We start from the raw sequence: 19102 nt of genomic DNA on the forward strand, positions 1-19102 counted from the left end.
ATTGCTTGGCTTTTGCGAGCCTCATATCAGTCAAAAGCGCTTTCAATTTTGAGGATGATCGGAAGCGTCAACGGAGGAGTTTGACAATGAATATTTCCATGAAGACTTTGTTCCTGTGCGGCAGCGTACTTTCTGCGGCAGTTTCGGCGCAGGCAGCCGAGCTTTCCATCGCCGCCAATTCGACCGGCAAGAACGTTGCGTTCTTCCGCGAGCGGATAGCCGCCTTCGAAAAAGAGACCGGCCATAAGGTCAATCTGGTCACCATGCCGTCGTCGTCCAGCGAGCAGTTCAGCCAGTACCGGCTGTGGCTTGCCGCCGGCAACAAGGATGTCGATGTCTATCAGACGGACGTGATCTGGGCGCCGCAGCTGGCCGAACAATTCGTGGATCTGACCGAGGCGACCAAGGATGTCATCGGCGACCACTTTCCCTCCATCGTGGCGTCGCAGACCGTGGACGGCAAGCTTGTCGCCATGCCGATGTTCACCGACGCACCGGCCCTGTTCTACCGCAAGGACCTTCTGGAAAAATACGGCAAGCAGCCGCCGAAGACCTGGAAGGAACTGAGCGAGACCGCCAAGGAAATTCAGGACAAGGAGCGCGAAGCCGGCCAGAAGGACCTCTGGGGCTTCGTTTTCCAGGGCAGCGCCTATGAGGGTCTGACCTGCAACGCGCTGGAATGGATCGCATCCGCCGGCGGCGGCCATATCGTCGAAAGCAATGGCGACATCTCCATCAATAACGAGAAGGCCGCAGCGGCCATCGAAGCCGCCAAGGGCTGGGTCGGCACCATCGCACCGCAGGGTGTGCTCGCTTACAAGGAAGAGGAAGCGCGCGGCGTCTGGCAGACCGGCAACTCCGTCTTCATGCGCAACTGGCCCTATGCCTACGCGCTTGGAAACGGTGCCGACAGTGCGATCAAGGGCAAGTTCGGCGTAACGCCACTGCCGGCGGGCGCAGAGGGTGAAGCCCCCGCTTCGACACTCGGCGGCTGGAACCTTGCCGTCTCGAAATATTCCGACGAGCAGGAAGCGGCCATCCAGCTGGTGAAGTTCATCGCATCGAAGGAAACCCAGAAGATGCGCGCCGTTCAGCTCTCCAACATGCCGACCATCGCTTCGCTATACGACGACAAGGATGTGGCCGCTGCACAGCCCTTCATGCCGACATGGAAGCCGATTTTCGAGACCGCCGTTCCCCGTCCCTCCGCCTCGGCCAAGGTGAAATATAACGAGGTTTCGGCCAAGTTCTGGGGCGCTGTTCACAACACGCTCTCCGGCAACGGTACGGCTGCGGAAAATCTCGAACTTCTCGAGGTTGAACTGACCGATCTCAAAGGCAACGGCTGGTAATCCGGCTCGCGCGGGAAGCGGTCTTGCCTGATCGTTTCCCGCGCCCCAACCGCGAGATATTCCCATGAACGACATCGCCCTTCAAAGACCGGTCGCGGCATCCGGCACAGGCTCCGACCTTCAGTCGGAACGTCTGAAATCCGCCTGGCTTTTTCTTGCCCCGACGTTTCTGGTGCTTGCGATGGTGGCCGGCTGGCCGCTCGTGCGCACCGTCTGGTTCAGCCTCACCGACGCGTCGCTGACCAATCTCGACGGCGCGCAATTCGTCGGCCTCAAGAACTACCTTACCTGGATCACGCTCAGCAGCGGACGCACCATCTATCGCGGCCTGCTGGCCGATCCCGCCTGGTGGGGTGCGGTTCTCAACACGCTGAAATTCACCGTCCTCTCGGTCAGTTTCGAAACAGTTCTCGGTCTCATCGTCGCACTGGTGCTGAACGCCGAATTCAGGGGACGCGGTCTGGTGCGCGCCGCCATTCTGGTGCCGTGGGCCATTCCCACCATCGTTTCGGCGCAGATGTGGGCGTGGATGCTGAACGACCAGTTCGGCATATTGAACGACCTGTTCCTCAATCTCGGCCTGATCTCCAACAAGATCGCCTGGACCGCCAATCCGGACACCGCGATGGTCGCCGTGCTGATCGTCGATATCTGGAAGACGACGCCGTTCATGGCGCTGCTCATCCTTGCCGGTCTGCAAATGGTGCCGAAGGACATGTATGAGGCTGCAAAAGTCGATGGCATCCACCCCGTCAAGGTGTTCTTCCGGGTCACCCTGCCGATGATCCGGCCAGCACTTATGGTCGCCGTCATCTTCCGCATGCTGGATGCGATGCGCGTTTTCGACCTCATCTATATTCTGACGCCGAATAACGCCCAGACCCGCACCATGTCGGTGCTGGCGCGCGAGAACCTGTTCGATTTCGACAAGTTCGCCTATGGCGCCGCCGCCTCCACAATGCTGTTCCTCATCATCGCCTCGATAACAGTCGTTTACATGTGGCTCGGGCGCGTCAACACTGATGGAGCTTCGCGATGACCCTGCCAGGCATCCTGAAAACCACCGCCTTTTATGCGCTGGTCGCCATCATCATGGTGATATCCGTATTCCCGTTTTACTATGCGATCCTGACCAGCCTGAAATCCGGCTCGGCACTGTTCCAGGTCAACTACTGGCCCCGTGACTTCTCGCTGACCAACTACACTTTCGTCATCGGCAATGGCACTTTCCTGCGCAATCTCGGCAACTCGCTATTCGTTGCATCTTCAGTCGTCGTGCTGTCGCTGTTCCTTGCGGTAACCGCATCCTATGCATTGGCTCGCGTTCGCTTCCGGGGCCGTTCGCTGCTTCTGCTCACCATCCTGTCGGTTTCGATGTTCCCGCAGATCGCCGTTCTCGCCGGCCTGTTCGAACTCATCCGCTGGGCGGGCATCTTCAACACGCCCTTGGCGCTGATCTTTTCCTACATGATCTTCACCCTGCCCTTCACGGTCTGGGTGCTGACCACCTTCATGCGCGACCTGCCGATTGAAATCGAGGAAGCGGCGATCGTCGACGGCGCGACGCCATGGGTCATCATAACCCAGGTCTTCATGCCGCTGATGTGGCCGGCACTGGTCACGACAGGGCTTCTCGCCTTCATCGCGGCCTGGAACGAGTTCCTCTTCGCGCTCACCTTCACCTCATCGAACGAACAGCGCACGGTGCCGGTCGCCATCGCACTTCTGTCGGGCGGTTCGCAGTTCGAAATCCCCTGGGGAACGATCATGGCGGCATCCGTCATCGTCACCGCCCCGCTCGTCGTCCTCGTTCTGATCTTCCAGCGACGCATCATTTCCGGCCTCACCGCCGGCGGCGTCAAAGGCTAGGAGAAATTAAAATGACCACCATTCAACTGCGCGATCTTCGCAAATCCTTCGGCGCCTTCGATGTCATCAAGGGCATCGACATGGATATACGCTCCGGCGAATTCATGGTCTTCGTCGGCCCTTCCGGCTGCGGCAAGTCCACGCTTCTGCGCCTCATCTGCGGGCTGGAGGAAATCACCGGCGGAACGCTTTCCTTTGATGGAGAGGCCGTCAACCGCCTGCCGCCCGCCAAACGTGGCGTCGCCATGGTCTTCCAGTCCTACGCGCTTTATCCGCATATGACCGTGTTCGAGAACATGGCCTTCGGCATGAAACTGTCAGGCGCGGACAAGGAACAACGCCGCAAACGCGTGGAGGCTGCCGCCGAAATGCTGCAGCTCACGCCCTATCTGGAACGCCTGCCGAAGCAGCTTTCCGGCGGCCAGCGCCAGCGCGTCGCCATCGGCCGCGCCATCGTGCGTGATCCCAAGGTGTTCCTGTTCGACGAACCCCTGTCCAACCTCGATGCGGCGCTGCGCGTCGCCACCCGTCTCGAAATCGCCAAGCTGCACCGCTCGATGCACGACACGACGATGATCTACGTCACCCATGACCAGGTGGAGGCTATGACGCTCGCCGACCGTATCTGCGTGTTGCGCGACGGCCGTGTCGAGCAGATCGGCACGCCGCTGGAGCTTTACGAAAGCCCTGTTAACACCTTCGTCGCCGGCTTCATCGGCTCGCCGAAGATGAACTTCCTCTCAGGCAAATATGCCGAGACGGAAGGCGCCGCCACCATCGGCATCCGCCCCGAACACCTTTCCATCGCTGCCGGTGAGGCCGGGTGGAACGGCGAAATCATCCATTCGGAAATGCTGGGATCGGACAGCTACATCTATGTCGAGATCGGCGCAGGCGAACCTGTCGTCGTCCGCGAGGAAGGTGTGACCGACCGCAAGCCGGGAGAAAACATCGTCCTCGTGCCGGACACGGAGCAAATTCACCGTTTCGATAAGGAAGGCCAGGCGCTCGCCCGAAATCCCGTGCGCGGCGCTGCCTGAACAGTCAACTTTCGCCGGATCACCCAAGTTTCCGGCTTTCACCAAGGAGCATGAAAATGACCATCAACACCGTTGTATGGGGCGAGAATATCCACGAACACATCAATGAGACGGTGCGTTCGATCTATCCTGATGGCATGCACAACACCATTGCCGATGCGCTGAACCAGAACCCGGAAATCAACGCCACCACCGCCACGCTTCAGGAGCCGGAACACGGACTTTCGCAGGAGCGTCTGGACAAGACCGACGTTCTGGTCTGGTGGGGTCACAAGGACCACGGCGCGGTAGAGGATGAGATCGTCGAGCGTGTCGCCAAGCGCGTATGGGAAGGCATGGGCCTCATCGTCCTGCATTCCGGCCACTTCTCCAAGCCGTTCAAGCGGTTGATGGGCACCCCCTGCGCCCTGAAATGGCGCGAGGCCGGTGAACGCGAGCGTCTGTGGACGATCAATCCGCGCCACCCGATCGCAGCCGGCCTGCCCGAGCATTTCGAGCTGGAAAACGAGGAGATGTATGGTGAGCAGTTCTCCGTGCCGGAGCCGCTGGAAACCGTCTTCATCTCCTGGTTCCAGGGCGGCGAAGTCTTCCGTTCCGGTCTCACCTGGCGTCGTGGCGCGGGCAATATCTTCTATTTCCGCCCCGGCCACGAAACCTATCCGACCTATCACGACGCCAATGTGCAAAAGGTCATCAGCAACTCGGTGAAATGGGCCTATAATCCGGCCGGCGCACTGACGAGCATCCACGCTGCTCCCAATGTTCCCGTCGACAAGGCGCTGGAGCCGATCGAAGAACGCGGTCCCAAGCTGCACAAGGCAGGCGAAGCAGGTTACAGGTAAAAATCCATGAGACTTCTCATTCTCGGAACTGGCGGCATGGCCAACAACCATGCCACATATTTCTCGCAAATCCCCGGCGTCGAACTGGTGGCGGCGGTGGATGTGGACGATGTGGTGGTGCGGGGCTTTGCGCTGCGCCACAACATTCCGCTCTCCTTCACCTCGCTGGACGACGCGATTGCCTGGGGCGAATTCGACGCGGCGGCGAATGTCACGCCGGATGCCATTCACCACCCCACCAGCCTGAAATTGCTGGCGGCGGGTAAACATGTTTTCTGCGAAAAGCCGCTGGCGGAGAATTACGCCAAAGCCGCCGAAATGGCAGATGCCGCCGAAAAAGCGGGCCTGGTCGCCATGGTCAACCTCACCTATCGCAATGTCGCCCCCTTGCAGGCGGCACGTGAAATGGTGCTGGCTGGCAAGATCGGCAAGGTGCGCCATCTCGAAGCCTCCTATCTCCAGAGCTGGCTCGTTTCCAAGGCCTGGGGCGACTGGATGACGGAAAGCAAGTGGCTGTGGCGGCTTTCCACCAAGCACGGCTCAAACGGCGTTCTGGGTGATGTCGGCATCCACATTCTGGACTTCGCCTCCTATGGCGCCGGCAGCGATGTGGAGCGCATCTTCACGCGGCTGAAGACCTTCGACAAATATGAGGGCAACAAGATCGGCGCCTACGATCTCGATGCCAATGACAGCTTCACCATGACCGCCGAACTGGAAAACGGCGCCATGGGCGTCATTCACGCCAGCCGCTGGGCGACGGGCCACCTCAACGAACTTCGCCTGCGCATCCATGGCGACAAGGGCGCGCTGGAAGTCATCCACACGCCGGATTATTCCAGCCTGCGCACCTGCGTTGGCGAGGATGTGGAGAAGGCAATCTGGAAGACGATCGATGTCGATCCGGTGCCGACGAATTACGAAAAATTCGCCAAGGCCGTCATGGAAGGCGGCGTCGCCGACCCAGACTTCCGCCACGCGGCAAACTTGCAGAAGGTGCTCGATCTCTCGATCATCGCGGATCGCGAGCGGCGCGAAGTGGCCGTTTCGGTCTGATGCTAAGGGGCGGCGGCGTTAGCCGCCGCTTTGGAGGCCGATAAACGCGTCTCCAAACTCGGCGTCATCCTCGGGCTCGACCCGAGGACCCACGTCCTCAGCCGCGAGTGGATCCTCGCCTCAAGGGCGAGGATGACGGCGTATGGCGTACCGAACACCTGTAACTCACACCCCCCGCTTGTTCCCCCACAACAGCACATGCAGCTGCGGCAATACACGGGCCGAAAACCAGCGGTCTTCGTTCGCCTTGTCCACCAGCCACAACATGCGGTCCATGACCCCGTCGATATCCACGCGCGCGTCGTCGTCATCCGGCGGTGGCGGCGTGTGGTTGCCGGGCTGGAGGTAAACGGGCAAATGCGGGAAACGCGCCGACGCCGCTTTGGCATAGGCATAATCCGCATCATCGAAGACCACGATCTTCAGTGCCACCTGCGGTCCGTCGCCGGCGGCGGTGAGACAGTCTGCGAAGGCCTGCCAGTCCGTTTCCATACCGCTCGACGGTGGTTTGGGGCTGAGCACCAGATGGTCAAGATCGGCAAACCAGTCTTTTGCGATGCTGCCCTGCGTTTCCAGCGCGAAGCGATAACCCTCGCCATGCCCCTTTACGATCAGAGCCCCGAGCGGCTGGATGGCCGGATTGCCGCCTGACAGTGAGACCGTCAGCGGCACGCCGCCGGAGAGCCGCCGCACCTCCTGCCAGATGGCCTGGACCGACATAGGCAACCATGTCTCGCGATACGCGCTATCAACGGCATGCAACGTATCGCACCAGGAGCAGCGATAATCGCAGCCGCCGGTGCGCACGAAAACGGTCGGAACGCCGATCAGCGGCCCTTCGCCCTGAATGGTCGGGCCGAAGATTTCGCTGATGCGGATCGCCGTTTCCCTCGCTGCAACCTTCCGTGCAGCCGCCGTCATGGCCGGTATTCCGCCCAGGTCTTGGCCGTTTCGCTCACCCGCACGGCGCTGGTTTCGGGCAGGCTCGTCTTGCACCAATCGTAGAAGTGCTTCGCCAGACATTCAGCCGTCACCCGGTCATGGCCGAGAACGTCGTTCAGGTGGCGATGGTCGAAATGATCATCGATATAGTGTTTGAGCGGTGCAAGCTCGTGATAGTCGCGCACGAAACCGTGCTCGTTCAGCTCGCCGCCTGATAGTTCAACCTCGACGATGTAATTATGCCCGTGCAGACGGGCGCACTGGTGGTCGGCAGGCAGGCTTTTCAGCTGGTGAGAGGCGGAGAAATGGAACTCCTTGGTGATGCGAAACATCAGCGCACCTCCTGCGCCGCATAGGCATGGGTGGCGGCCACCCAGAAATCGGGGTCCTCGTAGTCGGTCGGGTCGGTGACGCCAGCGAGATGAAAGGCCTCACGCCGTTCCACGCAGGTGCCGCAGCGGCCGCAATGGCGCAGGCCCCCCTTGTAGCAGGACCATGTTTCGCCGAAGGGCGTACCGTATTTCACGCCGTCGGTGACAATCGCCGCCTTGGAGACGGTGACATAGGGCGCGAAAAGCGTGACGTTGGCGTAACCTTCGAGCGCATGCGCCTGCATAGCATTGAAGCTATCGATGAAGCCCGGCCGACAATCGGGATAGATGAAATGGTCGCCGCCATGCACGGCGATCGCCACCGCATCCGCCTGTTGCGCGGCGGCCAGACCGAAGGCGATGGTGAGCATGATGGCGTTGCGGTTCGGCACCACGGTGGAGCGCATGGTCTCTTCCGCATAATGCCCGTCCGGCACCGCAATGTCGTCCGTCAGCGCCGAGCCGGTGAGATGCGCGCCGATGGTGCGGATATCGATGACATGATGCGGCACGCCGAGACGCCTTGCGCAATCGGCGGCAAAATCCAGCTCCTTCTTGTGGCGCTGGCCATAATCGAAGGAAACGAGAGCGAGAAGTTCATGTTCCGCCGCGATTTTATGCGCAAGCGAAACGGAGTCCAATCCGCCGGAGCAGATGACGATGGTTTTCATAATTTGGGGTCCCTTGTTTTGACCGGGTGGGCTGCGACCGGATACGGCGCGGCTTTAAACCAAAGCGAAGGGATTGTGAAGGGCTTTAAGATGAGAGCGATGATGCGCCGTCGTCGCTGAAAACAAAAAACGGCGGAGTCGCCTCCGCCGCTTGTCTGATCGGTCGCCCCTTAGCGCAGCAACGCCTGCGCTTCCTCGATGCCAAGTGCGGCCGGCTGGGTGCAGGTCGTGGTCATCTCGATGAAGCGGCCTTCTTCCCCGGATTTGAGGATCGAGGTCATGACGTCGATGCCGTGCAGGGAGCGATCCAGCGAGCAGCGGGCATCGCGGCCTTCCAGAATGGCAATCGCCATATCGGCAAGGCCAGCAGTGCGGTAATTGGCACGCGGGCCGTTCGGGCTTTCCTGATTAGCGATGCCGAAAGGGTGCGCCCAGTCTTCAAGCGGCTGGATATTCTTGTCGCGTCCACTCGCCTCCACTACACCACCGAAGAAGTTGGGATCCGGCACGTAGACGGAGCCTTCGGTGCCGTAAAGCTCCATATTGGCGTGGCGGTGCGACCACACGTCCCAGCTCGCCGAAAGCGTGATCGTCGCACCGTTCACGAATTCCAGCAGCGCGTGGATGTTGGTCGGCGTTTCGACCGGAATAACCTCACCGTTCAGCGGTTGGCTGGTCACCGTGCGGGTGGGGTTCGCCATTGATGTCAGTGCGCCAACGCGCTTGACCGGGCCGATGAGGTTGATGAGGTTGGCGACGTAGTAGGGGCCAAGGTCGAGGATCGGCCCGCCACCCTTCAGGAAGAAGAAGCCCGGATTGGGGTGCCACATCTCCATGCCGGGGCTCATCACGTGGCATGTGCCGGAGGTGATGCGGCCGATCTTGCCCTCATCGATATATTGCCGGGCGAGCTGGTGCGCGCCGCCAAGGAAGGTATCTGGCGCGCAGCCGACGGAGAGGTTCTTTTCGCGGGCGATGCGCCGCAGTTCTTCGCCCTCTTCCAGCGAAAGCACCAGCGGCTTTTCCGAATAGACGTGTTTGCCCGCCTCCAGCGCCGCTTTCGACACCGGGAAATGCGCGGCGGGAATGGTGAGGTTCACCACCACGTCTACGTCCTTGTTGGCAAGCAGTTCCTCGATGGACTGCGCGGTAACGCCGAATTCTTCCGCCCTCAGTTCCGCGGCATTGCGGTTGAGGTCGGCGCAGGCCAGCACCTTGATGCCCTTGAAGAGCGGCGCCAGCGAAAAGTAAGCAGACGAGATGTTGCCGCATCCGATGATGCCGACGCCAAGTTCCCTTTGCATGATGAAAACTCCGGAGATTGAACTCAATAGGTTTTGAAAGATGCAATCGAGCGGGTAATCAGCCGATCGATGTCCTTGGGATTGTCGTGCTCAACCACGAAATGTTTCGTGGCGGATTTTGTCTTCAGTGCGGCGATAAGGCCCTTCCAGTCCACGGTGCCGTGGCCGACATCCGCCCAGCCGTCCTCATCCGCATGTTCGCCTGATGGTGCGATATCCTTGACGTGCACGGCGGTAATGCGCCTGCCGTAGCTTTCGATCCACGCGAGCGGATCAGCATTGCCTCTGATAATCCAGGCGATATCCGCTTCCCATTTCAGGTCCGGTCCGCCGGCAAAAATCTGCTCCTGCGGGGTGGAGCCGTCGGGGAGCACCTTGAACTCGAAATCGTGGTTATGCCAGCCGAAAGTCAGCCCGGCATCCACGAAGGGCTTGCCCGCCTCCTGCAGACGCTTGCCGAAAGCGAACCATCCGGCCGCATCCGAAGGGCGCTGGTCGGGCATCAGGTAAGGGCAATAGATTGCCTCCACGCCCAGAACCCTGGCGATGTTCAGGGCTTTTTTCGGATCGCCCTCCAGAAGGTCGAGGCCGAAATGGCCGGTCGGCATGGCAAGACCGTTGGCGTCAAGTTCGGCGCGCAGGCTGTTCAGCCCGGCATCATCAAGCGAGGCGTACATGACCCCGTAACCTTCGACCTGTTTGTAACCCGCCGCCGACAGCTTCTTCAAAATATTAGAAAAAGGCTGGAAATTACGGGCGCTGTAAAGCTGGAAACCGAGTTCTGTCATTATCTCCTCCATAGAGATGTGGGGGCTTGGGATGGTGTGGGGTTAAAAACGGGGCCTTTCTAAAGCCGCTCTTCGCTCTGCGCGTCGAACAGCGAGGCCATTGTCAGGTCGAGGCCGAGGCGAACTTTGGTGCCAGGCGAAAACCGCCTGTGGCCGCCAACGCGCACCGAGAGGGTGTGGCCGGCATGTTTCAGCCAGATCAGATTGTCGGCGCCCATCGGCTCCTCGATATCGACGATCGCCTCATGCACCTCGCCGCCGACAATGTCGGCATCGACGCGCACATGTTCGGGGCGAACGCCCAGAACCACGGCGCGGCCGGCAACGAGCGGCGTCTCCGGCTGATAGCCATCAAGCGAGAAACTGACGCCATTGGTGGTGAAGACCACCTTGCCGTCCTTCTCGATCAATTCGCCACGCAGGAAATTCATCGAGGGCGAACCGATGAAGCCGGCGACGAATAGGTTCCTTGGCTTGTTGTAGATGGTGACGGGATCGGCCAGCTGCTGGATAACGCCGCTTTTCATGATCGCGATGCGGTCTGCCAGCGTCAGCGCCTCGATCTGGTCGTGCGTCACGTAGATCATCGTGTTTTTCAGCGCCTGGTGCAGCCTCTTGATCTCGACACGCAGTTCCGAGCGCAGCTTGGCGTCGAGGTTGGATAGCGGCTCGTCGAACAGGAACACATCCACGTCACGCACCAGCGCCCGGCCGATTGCCACGCGCTGGCGCTGGCCGCCGGAAAGCTCGGCGGGCTTGCGTTTCAAGAGAGGCTCGATCTGCAATATGCCGGCCGCTCTTTTGACGCGCCGGTCAATTTCCTCTTTCGGCACCTTGGCGACCTGAAGGCCGAAGGACAGATTCTTCTCGACTGTCATCTGCGGATAAAGCGCATAGGACTGGAACACCATGCCGATGCCGCGATCCTTGGGCTCCTCCCAGGTGACGTTGCGCTCCTTGATGAAGATTTGCCCGTCCGTCGGCTCCAGAAGCCCGGCGATGCAATTGAGAAGCGTCGACTTGCCGCAGCCGGAAGAGCCGAGCAGCACGAGGAACTCGCCGTCGTAAATGTCGAGATTGAGGTCTTTGAGCACGGTCACCGCGCCAAAGGACAGGGAAAGATCGCGAATGGAAACGCTTTTGTTCATATAACTCAACCTTTTACTGCGCCTGCGGCGATGCCGCGGACGAAAAGCCTGCCGGAAACGAAATAAACGATCAGCGGCACGGCCCCGGTCAGAAGGGTTGCGGCCATGTTGACGTTGTATTCTTTCACGCCCTGCACGGAGTTGACGATGTTATTGAGCTGCACGGTCATCGGGTAATATTCCGGCCGCGTGAACACCACGCCGAACAGGAAGTCGTTCCAGATGCCGGTAACCTGCAGGATCATCGCCACAACGAAGATCGGCAGTGACATGGGCAGCATGATGCGGAAATAAATCTGCCAGAAATTGGCGCCGTCGATGCGCGCCGCCTTGAACAGTTCCTCCGGCAACGAAGCGAAATAGTTGCGGAACAACAGCGTCAGGATCGGCATGCCGAAGATGGTGTGCACGATGACGAGGCCGGTCAGAGTGCCATAAACGCCCATTTCGCGCAGCACGATGACGATCGGATAGATCATCACCTGATAGGGGATGAAGGCGCCGATGATGAGGATCGAGAAGAACAGTTCCGAACCCTTGAATTTCCAGTTCGCGATGGCGTAACCGCTGACGGAAGCGACGATGATCGAGATGACGACCGAAGGCACGAGAATGCGCACCGAGTTCCAGAACCCGCGTGAAAGCCCGTCGCAATTCAGTCCGGTGCAGGCATTCGCCCAGGCTTTCACCCAAGGCTCGAAAGTGATTTCCACCGGCGGCGCGAAGATGTTGCCGAGCCGGATTTCCGGCATGCCCTTCAGTGAGGTGACGACCATCACGTAAAGCGGCAGCAGGTAATAGGCGGCGGCGACAAACAGCGTGCCGTAAAGAATGATGTTGCGCCGGGAAAAGGTTTTTCTCGGCTTCTTGCCGCGCGGGCCGGAAAGCTCACCGGCAACCGCATCGGTTGCGGCAGCGACCGTGTTCAATGTGCTGATATTAGCCACGCTTCTTGCCTCCAAATTCGAGGTAAGCCCATGGGATGACGATGATGGCGACGGTCAGAAGCATCATGGTCGAGGCGGCGAAGCCCTGCCCCAGGTTCTGCGCCTGAAACATGTAGTCATAGACATATTTCGCCGGCACTTCGGACGCGATGCCCGGCCCGCCGCTGGTCTGCGCCACCACCAGATCGTAGACCTTGACGATGCCGCTGGCGATGATGACGAGCGTGGTGATGAAGACCGGCCGCATCATGGGAATGATGATGAGGATATAGGTTTTCCACATCGGGATGCCATCGACGCGTGTCGCCTTCCAGATGTCCTCGTCGATACCGCGAAGACCGGCCAGCATCAGGCACATCACGAGCCCCGTACCCTGCCAGAGCGCCGCGATCAGGATGCCGTAGATGACGATCTGCGAATTATAAAGCGGATCGAAGGTGAAGCTTTCCCATCCCATCGAGCGAACCACGGACTGGATGCCGAATTCCGGGTTCAGCAGCCATTGCCAGACAAGGCCTGTCACGATGAACGACAAAGCAAAGGGATAAAGAAAGATGGTGCGAAAGGTGTTTTCGAAGCGGATCTTCTGGTCCATCAGCGCCGCCAGCACGAAGCCGATGAAAAGGCTGAAAATCAGCGACAGTATGCCGTAGATCGCCAGATTCTGGATGGAAATGATCCAGCGCGGCGCAGCCCACAGCCGTTCATATTGGTCGAAACCGATGAAGCTCGCACGCGGCAGAAGCTTGGAATTGGTGAATGAGTAAATCACCGTCCAGACCGTTCCGCCGAGAAAAATCACAACGGCGGTCAAGATCATGGGAATGGATGCAATCTTCGAATTGAGATTGCGAAAAAGTTGGTTGGGGCGGCCGGAGCGCGCTTGACCCGCCATGGATGACCCTCCTGTAACGTTACCGTTGATAGCCAGGCAAGGCCACGAAGGCCTCGCCCAATCCTCCGGATTGCGTGTTTACGCGTCCCGCAGGGAGCTTACGGCGGATGGATGCGCCACCCGCCGCACAAGAGGTTGCGGTCAGTCAGCCGAACCGATGAGGTCAACGAAGCGCTTTTGCGCATCTTCAGCAGTCATCGCGCCGGCGAAAAACTCCGCCATCAGGTCTTCTTTCTGCTTCTGGGTATCGGCGGAAATCAGCTGGTCCGTGCTGGTCAGCGCATTACCCTTGGCCAGAATTTCCAGACCCTTCTTCATGCAGTCATTGGCCGCATTGAGGTCGACGTCGCCGCGGATCGGCAGCGAGCCTTTCTTCAGGTTGAAAGCGACCTGCGTCTTCGGGTCGACGATGGTCGCGGCCAGTATGTCCTGCGCCTTGGTTTTCGCCTCGTCCTTCAGAACCGGGAAATAGAAGGCGTCGCCGCCGGTGGTGATGTAGTCGTTGAGGCCGAGTCCCGGCAGGCAGGTGTAATCCGTACCGGCCTTCTGTTTTGCAAGCTGGAACTCGCCCTGCGCCCAGTCACCCATGATCTGGCCGCCGGCCTTGCCGGTGATGACCATGTTGGTGGCCTGGTTCCAGTCCTGAACATTCGTACCCTTGGCCATGTCGCGGGCCGCGACGGCAGCTACGAAAATCTTCGCCATGTCGGGACCGGCCGCCACTTCGTCATCCTTGTCGCCATAGACTTTCTGATAGAGGTCCTTACCGCCGATCGACAGCGTCAGCGTGTCGAACAGACCGTTGGCCTGCCAGGCCTGACCGCCAAGCGCGAGCGGCTGGATGCCTGCCTTTTTCAGAGCCGGTGCTGCGGCGACGAACTCGGTCCAGTTCTTCGGAACCTCGATACCCGCCTTCTTGAAAGCTTCGTTGGAAAGCCACAGCCATTGCCAGGAATGGATGTTGACCGGGGCGCAATAGATCTTGCCGTCGATGGTGCAGCTGTCGAGCAGGCTTGCCGGTTTGATGACCTCTTTCCACTTGCCCTTTTCGGCAACGTCGCTCAGGTCGCGCATCAGGCCGGCCTGCACCAGCTCTTCCGCCTGTCGGCCATGGTTGAACTGGGTAGCGCCCATCGGGTCGCCGCCGGTGATACGGCTGATCATGATCGGGCGGGCGGTGCCGCCCGAGCCGGCAATAGCGCCGTCCACCCATTTGTTGCCGGTGGCATCGAAAGCCTTGGCGAGTTCGGCAACGGCCGCGGCTTCGCCGCCCGATGTCCACCAATGAGTAACTTCAAGATCAGTAGCCCCGGCGATACCTGCCGGAATCATGACACTGGCCAAAAAGGCCGCAGAAATAACGCGCATTCGCATGAGTCTCCTCCCTCACTGAAACGTTGCAGTTGGAACGTAAGCGAAGATTTTTGATTAGGCAACCGCCTAGGACAATGAATCTCGCCATCGCTCCCCAAGGCGTTTTGGACGGTCGCAAAACGGGACGGGCGACTGGCTTTTTACCAAGAAAAGAAGGTGGGGGATTGGGAAAAGCCGAATGGCGCGAAGAGGTCGGTTACACGTAACCCACAGGCAATGCGGCGCTGTTCTCCTGATCCGGCGTAGTGACAGAGATGCTATGGATCTATGATCCCGGCCTCACCGGCCGGGATAAAATGCCGCTCCGGCGCGGGCAACGATCCTAGTGTCTCTTATAATCGTCCTCGATGCGGATGACGTCGTCCTCGCCGATATAGGCGCCGGTCTGGATTTCCACCAGTTCGAGCGTGATCTGCCCCTCATTGGCAAGCCGGTGCGGCTGGCCAATGGGGATGTAAACCGACTGGTTTTCGGTCAGCAGTCGGGTTTCCTCGCCGATCGTCACCGACGCCGTTCCCTTGACGATGATCCAGTGTTCGGAGCGGTGATAATGTTTCTGGAACGAGATGCGATGGCCGGGATCGACCGTGATGTGGCCCACGCGATAGCGCTCGTCCACATACATATGTTCGATGTAACCCCAGGGGCGATAGACACGCCTGTGCGCTTGCGTCCGCGGTGCATGTTCGCCGTCCTTCAGCGTCTCCACCAGCCCTTTTACATCCTGCACCCGGTTTTTCGGGACCACCAGAACCGCATCCTTGGTAGCCACCACCACCAGGTCCTTCGCACCCACCACCGTCGTCAGCAATTGCGTCGAATGGATCAGGCAACCCTCGGAATCGATGAAGACGCCCTCGCCCTCCAGCGCATTGTCGTTGCCCTGCTTGTCGGCGATCTCCCAGATCGCGTCCCAGCTGCCGATATCCGACCAGCGGAAATGGCCGTGCACCACAGCCATGCGTTTCGTCTTCTCGATCACCGCATAGTCGATGGAGTTTTTCGGCGAGGCCTCGAAGCTTGCCTGATGCAGGCGCACGAAGCCAAGGTCGCTTTCATATTGTTCGACCGACTGCGTCACTGCCGCGAGAATCTCCGGCGCGAATGCCTTCAGTTCGGCGATCATCACGTCGGAGCGGAACAGGAAGTTGCCGGAGTTCCAGAGATAGCCTTTTTCCAGATAGGAGATCGCCGTTTTCACATCTGGCTTTTCCACGAAGGCTTCAACGATGCTGAGGTCTGCCTCGCCATCGATCGCCTCGCCCGGCTTGATATAGCCATAGGAAGTGCGCGGCTCTGTGGGCACCAGACCGAAGACCACGATATTGCCCTGATCGGCGGCTTTCGCGCCAAGCTTCACGGCGTCGGAGAACTTGTCCGCATCCAGAACAACATGGTCGGCGGCCAGCGCCAGCACCAGACATCCCGGCTCCCGGCGTTCGGCCAGCACGGCGGCGGCGGCCATGGCGGCGGCGCTGTCGCGGCGGGCGGGTTCCAGCACCACAGTCGCCGGCAGGTCGATCTCTTCCGCCTGACGGCGGGCAAAGAAGCGGAAATCCTCGTTGGTGATCACCAGCGGTTCGGAATAAAGCGTCTTGTCGCCCACGCGTGTGAGCGTCTGCTGATAGGTCGAAAGATTGCCGACCAGCGGCTGGAACTGCTTGGGCAACTGATCGCGCGATACCGGCCAAAGCCGCGATCCCGCCCCGCCTGCAAGAAGAACCGGCGTGATCTTTCGAGTTTGTTCCTTCACAGCAAAAACCTTTCCAACTTTAAAAAATTTCCGGCGGGCCGGACAATATACATATTTGCCAATACCGCCATCATCGGTTTGCGGGCGGACGAGCGCAAGCTCATAAGTTCACCGTGTGAAAGCTTGGTGAATACGGGACCCGTGCGCCGATAGACCGTTTTGCTAACGCGAGGCGGAGGGTGAAGTTCCCCTCGGGTATCAGTTACGCGGCAAAGAAAAACCCCGGACCAATGGCCCGGGGTTGCGTTTCCAGAATGATGAGCCGTGAGGATCAGTCGGGCAGCGCATAGGCGATCACGTAGTCGCCACGGTCGGGAGACTGGCGTGCGCCGCCGGCCGAGATGACGATATATTGCTTACCAGTCTTAGGAGACTTGTAGCTCATCGGACCGCCCTGACTGCCGACCGGAAGGTGGGCCTTCCAGACTTCCTTGCCGGTCGCCGTGTCGAAGGCGCGCAGATAATAGTCCTGCGTACCGGCGATGAAGACGAGACCGCCCTGCGTGGCAAGCGTGCCGCTGAGCGTCGGCATTCCGATTGGGATAGGCAGGCCCATCTTGATGCCGAGCGGACCCGTATCCTCGACAGTGCCGACCGGCACCTGCCATTTGATCTGCTGCGTCTTCATGTCGATGGCGGTCATCGTGCCATAGGGCGGAGCCTGGCAGGGAATGCCGAGAGCCGACAAGAAACGGTTCTTGTTCACCGCATAGGGCGTGCCCTTCATGGGAACCACGCCCATGCCGGTGTTGACGCTTTCGCCACCGCTGGCCACCGCCTTGGTCGGAGCGGCTTCCTTCATCTCGATCCACAGGCCGAGGCGCATGTCGTTGACGAAGATGGTGTTGGTGGTCGGATCGGTCGAAAGACCGCCCCAGTTCATGCCGCCGAGCGAACCCGGGAAGGCCAGGGAGAGATCCGTTCCCGGCGCGGTATAAAGGCCCTCATAACGCATGCCCTTGAAGGCGATACGGCACAAAAGCTGGTCGAACGGGGTGGCGCCCCACATATCGGCCTCGGTCAGGGTCTGCGCGCCGATTTCAGGCATGCCAACCGAACGCGGCTGGGTGGGCGAATAAGGCTCGTTCGGAATATTGCCGGCCTTGACCGGAACGTCTTCCACCTTCGTCAACGGCTGACCCGTCGCGCGGTCCAGCACATAAATCTGCCCGGCCTTGGTACCGAAGACCAGAGCTGGAACGGTCGTTCCGCCCGCCTTCGGGAAATCGACGAAGCTCGGCTGCATCGGCACGTCGAAGTCCCAGAGGTCGTTGTGAACCGTCTGGTAGACCCATTTTTCACGGCCGGTCGTGGCATCGAGCGCCAGCATGGAAGCGCCGTATTTGTGGTCGAGCGGCGTGCGCGTCGCGCCATAAAGATCGACCGAAGGGCTGCCGACCGGCATGAAGACCGCATTCAGCTCCGGGTCATAGGACATGGACGCCCAGACGTTCGGCGTAGAGCGGGTATAGGTCTGGCCTGCAGGCGGCAGTCCGGTGATCTCGGGGTTGCCGGGATCGAAAGCCCAGCGAAGCTCACCCGTCACCACGTCAAAACCGCGCATCACGCCGCCAGGCATGTCCACCTGCACGTTGTCGGCGATACGTCCGCCAACGACGACGGTGGTGCCTGCGAGCGTCGGTGCCGATGTCAGCACATATTGCGGATCCGGCGCATCACCGAGACCAATCTTCAGATCGACGCGGCCGTTGGTGCCGAAATCCGGGCAAAATGCGCCGGTGTCGGCATCGAGTGCGATGAGTTCAGCGTTGATGGTGTTCATCAGAATGCGGCGCTGGCAAAGCGCGCCGTCGGCAACGACCGCTGGCGTGACAGGTGTCGAGCCCGGCGCTGTCGGCTGCTTCAGCGGCGCCTTGGCATCGAAATAGGCAAGACCACGGCAACGCATCCAGACGCTGGATTTCGCGTTGATTTCGGTCTTCCACTTCTGTGCACCGGTATCGGCGTCGAGAGCGATGACATTGTTGTGCGGCGTGCACACAAACACGGTGTCGCCCACCTGCAGCGGCGTCTCCTGATCTTCCGCACCGTTCGCGCCGGGGCTGATCGGGGTATCGCCGGTGCGATAGGTCCATGCGACCTCAAGGTTCTTGACGTTGTCCCGGTTGATCCCGTCAAGCGCGACAAAGCGGCTACCGCCTGCCGTATTGCCGTAATGCTCCCAGTTCTTCTGCTCCGTTTCCGGCGTCACCGGCGTCAGCGCAGCGACCTCACCATTAAACGCGACGGTCGGATGCGGCACGAACATGCCGGCAAAACCGGCAGCGGACGCGATGGCCAAAACGGCGGCCAGGGCAAAGGAGGTGCCGTAAGCCGGCGTTTTGCCAGCCGCGCGGCGCAGCAGCGGATAGGAAAGCGCAACCACCGTGGCGCCCACACCCAATGCCAGCAGGCGGGAGATGAGCGGCCAGAAGTGCAATCCGGCTTCCCAGAATGCCCAGACACCGCTCGCGATGAAAACAAGGCCGAACAGCAGCGCGCCAGCGGGCTTGCGCAATACGATGAGCAGGCCGGAGACGATCAGCGCGATACCCGCCACGACGAAATAAAGGCTGCCGCCGAGTGCTGCGAGCTTCCCGCCGCCGATGGCGAAGAACAGGCCCGCGGCAATGATGACGGCGCCGAGCACCAACAGCCATAATCTGGCTGGAAGCGACGATGAGGTTGCTGGTTTACTCATGAATTAAATATCCGGTTAGGAGAGCCGCCGCGAAGGCTGACGCCCGATG

17 protein-coding genes are annotated in these 19102 nt (G+C 60.1%); 6 read left to right on the plus strand and 11 right to left on the minus strand.

From position 1 onward, the window contains the following. The first annotated feature begins 86 nt into the window (after nt 1-86). From QSK43_RS15660 to QSK43_RS15685, 6 genes are all read left to right on the plus strand, one after another. The gene (locus QSK43_RS15660) at nt 87-1352 is read left to right on the plus strand and encodes an ABC transporter substrate-binding protein (RefSeq protein ID WP_332304203.1); all 1266 of its coding nucleotides are present in this window, start codon (nt 87-89) and stop codon (nt 1350-1352) included. Nucleotides 1353-1416: 64 nt separating this feature from the next. Next, nucleotides 1417-2391, plus strand: a complete 975-nt coding sequence (locus QSK43_RS15665; RefSeq protein ID WP_332304204.1) for a carbohydrate ABC transporter permease — start codon at nt 1417-1419, stop codon at nt 2389-2391. After that, nucleotides 2388-3221 (plus strand): carbohydrate ABC transporter permease, encoded by an 834-nt coding sequence (locus tag QSK43_RS15670; protein WP_045017731.1) that lies wholly within the window; start codon nt 2388-2390, stop codon nt 3219-3221. The genes QSK43_RS15665 and QSK43_RS15670 overlap by 4 nt, the downstream gene beginning before the upstream one ends. A gap of 11 nt (nt 3222-3232) precedes the next feature. Next, entirely contained in the window at nt 3233-4261 is a 1029-nt protein-coding gene (locus QSK43_RS15675) for an ABC transporter ATP-binding protein (RefSeq protein ID WP_332304205.1), read from the plus strand. Between the two features lie 56 nt (nt 4262-4317). Continuing rightward, the gene (locus QSK43_RS15680) at nt 4318-5103 is read left to right on the plus strand and encodes a ThuA domain-containing protein (protein ID WP_332304206.1); all 786 of its coding nucleotides are present in this window, start codon (nt 4318-4320) and stop codon (nt 5101-5103) included. Between the two features lie 6 nt (nt 5104-5109). Continuing rightward, complete coding sequence (locus QSK43_RS15685; protein ID WP_332304207.1) at nt 5110-6159, plus strand: Gfo/Idh/MocA family protein; 1050 nt, start codon at nt 5110-5112, stop codon at nt 6157-6159. A 165-nt stretch (nt 6160-6324) separates the two neighbouring features. On the opposite strand, the gene queE is transcribed toward QSK43_RS15685, so the two are convergent. From queE to QSK43_RS15740, 11 genes are all read right to left on the minus strand, one after another. Then, complete coding sequence (queE, locus tag QSK43_RS15690; protein WP_332304208.1) at nt 6325-7080, minus strand: 7-carboxy-7-deazaguanine synthase QueE; 756 nt, start codon at nt 7078-7080, stop codon at nt 6325-6327. Then, entirely contained in the window at nt 7077-7433 is a 357-nt protein-coding gene (gene queD, locus QSK43_RS15695) for a 6-carboxytetrahydropterin synthase QueD (protein WP_332304209.1), read from the minus strand. The genes queE and queD overlap by 4 nt, the downstream gene beginning before the upstream one ends. Further along, nucleotides 7433-8143 carry a 7-cyano-7-deazaguanine synthase QueC gene (queC, locus tag QSK43_RS15700; RefSeq protein ID WP_332304210.1) on the minus strand — a complete coding sequence of 237 codons (711 nt, stop codon included), beginning with the start codon at nt 8141-8143 and terminating at the stop codon, nt 7433-7435. Before queC ends, queD begins: the two co-directional genes overlap by 1 nt. Nucleotides 8144-8313: 170 nt before the next feature. After that, nucleotides 8314-9447 (minus strand): Gfo/Idh/MocA family protein, encoded by a 1134-nt coding sequence (locus QSK43_RS15705; RefSeq protein WP_045017880.1) that lies wholly within the window; start codon nt 9445-9447, stop codon nt 8314-8316. 23 nt (nt 9448-9470) lie between these two features. Then, the gene (locus tag QSK43_RS15710) at nt 9471-10235 is read right to left on the minus strand and encodes a sugar phosphate isomerase/epimerase family protein (RefSeq protein WP_332304211.1); all 765 of its coding nucleotides are present in this window, start codon (nt 10233-10235) and stop codon (nt 9471-9473) included. 59 nt (nt 10236-10294) lie between these two features. Further along, nucleotides 10295-11383 carry an ABC transporter ATP-binding protein gene (locus QSK43_RS15715; RefSeq protein WP_332304212.1) on the minus strand — a complete coding sequence of 363 codons (1089 nt, stop codon included), beginning with the start codon at nt 11381-11383 and terminating at the stop codon, nt 10295-10297. 5 nt (nt 11384-11388) lie between these two features. Next, a complete protein-coding gene (locus tag QSK43_RS15720) occupies nt 11389-12330 on the minus strand; it encodes a carbohydrate ABC transporter permease (protein ID WP_332304213.1) in 942 nt (313 codons plus the stop codon). Next, a complete protein-coding gene (locus QSK43_RS15725) occupies nt 12323-13225 on the minus strand; it encodes a carbohydrate ABC transporter permease (protein WP_332304214.1) in 903 nt (300 codons plus the stop codon). The genes QSK43_RS15720 and QSK43_RS15725 overlap by 8 nt, the downstream gene beginning before the upstream one ends. A gap of 141 nt (nt 13226-13366) precedes the next feature. Then, nucleotides 13367-14599: an ABC transporter substrate-binding protein gene (locus QSK43_RS15730; RefSeq protein ID WP_332304215.1), complete on the minus strand. Its 1233-nt coding sequence runs from the start codon at nt 14597-14599 to the stop codon at nt 13367-13369. A 322-nt stretch (nt 14600-14921) separates the two neighbouring features. Then, nucleotides 14922-16352, minus strand: a complete 1431-nt coding sequence (locus QSK43_RS15735) for a mannose-1-phosphate guanylyltransferase/mannose-6-phosphate isomerase (protein WP_332304216.1) — start codon at nt 16350-16352, stop codon at nt 14922-14924. A gap of 271 nt (nt 16353-16623) precedes the next feature. Next, nucleotides 16624-19053 carry a glucose/quinate/shikimate family membrane-bound PQQ-dependent dehydrogenase gene (locus QSK43_RS15740; RefSeq protein ID WP_332304217.1) on the minus strand — a complete coding sequence of 810 codons (2430 nt, stop codon included), beginning with the start codon at nt 19051-19053 and terminating at the stop codon, nt 16624-16626. Nucleotides 19054-19102: the final 49 nt, after the last annotated feature.

Origin of the sequence: Rhizobium sp. GR12, from assembly GCF_036596185.1 — a bacterium.
Lineage (GTDB): Bacteria > Pseudomonadota > Alphaproteobacteria > Rhizobiales > Rhizobiaceae > Agrobacterium > Agrobacterium nepotum.

Coding starts and splice junctions, on each gene's coding strand:
- QSK43_RS15660 (WP_332304203.1), top strand. CDS start 87: ATGAATATTTCCATGAAGACTTTGTTCCTGTGCGGCAGCGTACTTTCT.
- QSK43_RS15665 (WP_332304204.1), top strand. CDS start 1,417: ATGAACGACATCGCCCTTCAAAGACCGGTCGCGGCATCCGGCACAGGC.
- QSK43_RS15670 (WP_045017731.1), top strand. CDS start 2,388: ATGACCCTGCCAGGCATCCTGAAAACCACCGCCTTTTATGCGCTGGTC.
- QSK43_RS15675 (WP_332304205.1), top strand. CDS start 3,233: ATGACCACCATTCAACTGCGCGATCTTCGCAAATCCTTCGGCGCCTTC.
- QSK43_RS15680 (WP_332304206.1), top strand. CDS start 4,318: ATGACCATCAACACCGTTGTATGGGGCGAGAATATCCACGAACACATC.
- QSK43_RS15685 (WP_332304207.1), top strand. CDS start 5,110: ATGAGACTTCTCATTCTCGGAACTGGCGGCATGGCCAACAACCATGCC.
- queE (WP_332304208.1), bottom strand. CDS start 7,080: ATGACGGCGGCTGCACGGAAGGTTGCAGCGAGGGAAACGGCGATCCGC.
- queD (WP_332304209.1), bottom strand. CDS start 7,433: ATGTTTCGCATCACCAAGGAGTTCCATTTCTCCGCCTCTCACCAGCTG.
- queC (WP_332304210.1), bottom strand. CDS start 8,143: ATGAAAACCATCGTCATCTGCTCCGGCGGATTGGACTCCGTTTCGCTT.
- QSK43_RS15705 (WP_045017880.1), bottom strand. CDS start 9,447: ATGCAAAGGGAACTTGGCGTCGGCATCATCGGATGCGGCAACATCTCG.
- QSK43_RS15710 (WP_332304211.1), bottom strand. CDS start 10,235: ATGACAGAACTCGGTTTCCAGCTTTACAGCGCCCGTAATTTCCAGCCT.
- QSK43_RS15715 (WP_332304212.1), bottom strand. CDS start 11,383: ATGAACAAAAGCGTTTCCATTCGCGATCTTTCCCTGTCCTTTGGCGCG.
- QSK43_RS15725 (WP_332304214.1), bottom strand. CDS start 13,225: ATGGCGGGTCAAGCGCGCTCCGGCCGCCCCAACCAACTTTTTCGCAAT.
- QSK43_RS15730 (WP_332304215.1), bottom strand. CDS start 14,599: ATGCGAATGCGCGTTATTTCTGCGGCCTTTTTGGCCAGTGTCATGATT.
- QSK43_RS15740 (WP_332304217.1), bottom strand. CDS start 19,053: ATGAGTAAACCAGCAACCTCATCGTCGCTTCCAGCCAGATTATGGCTG.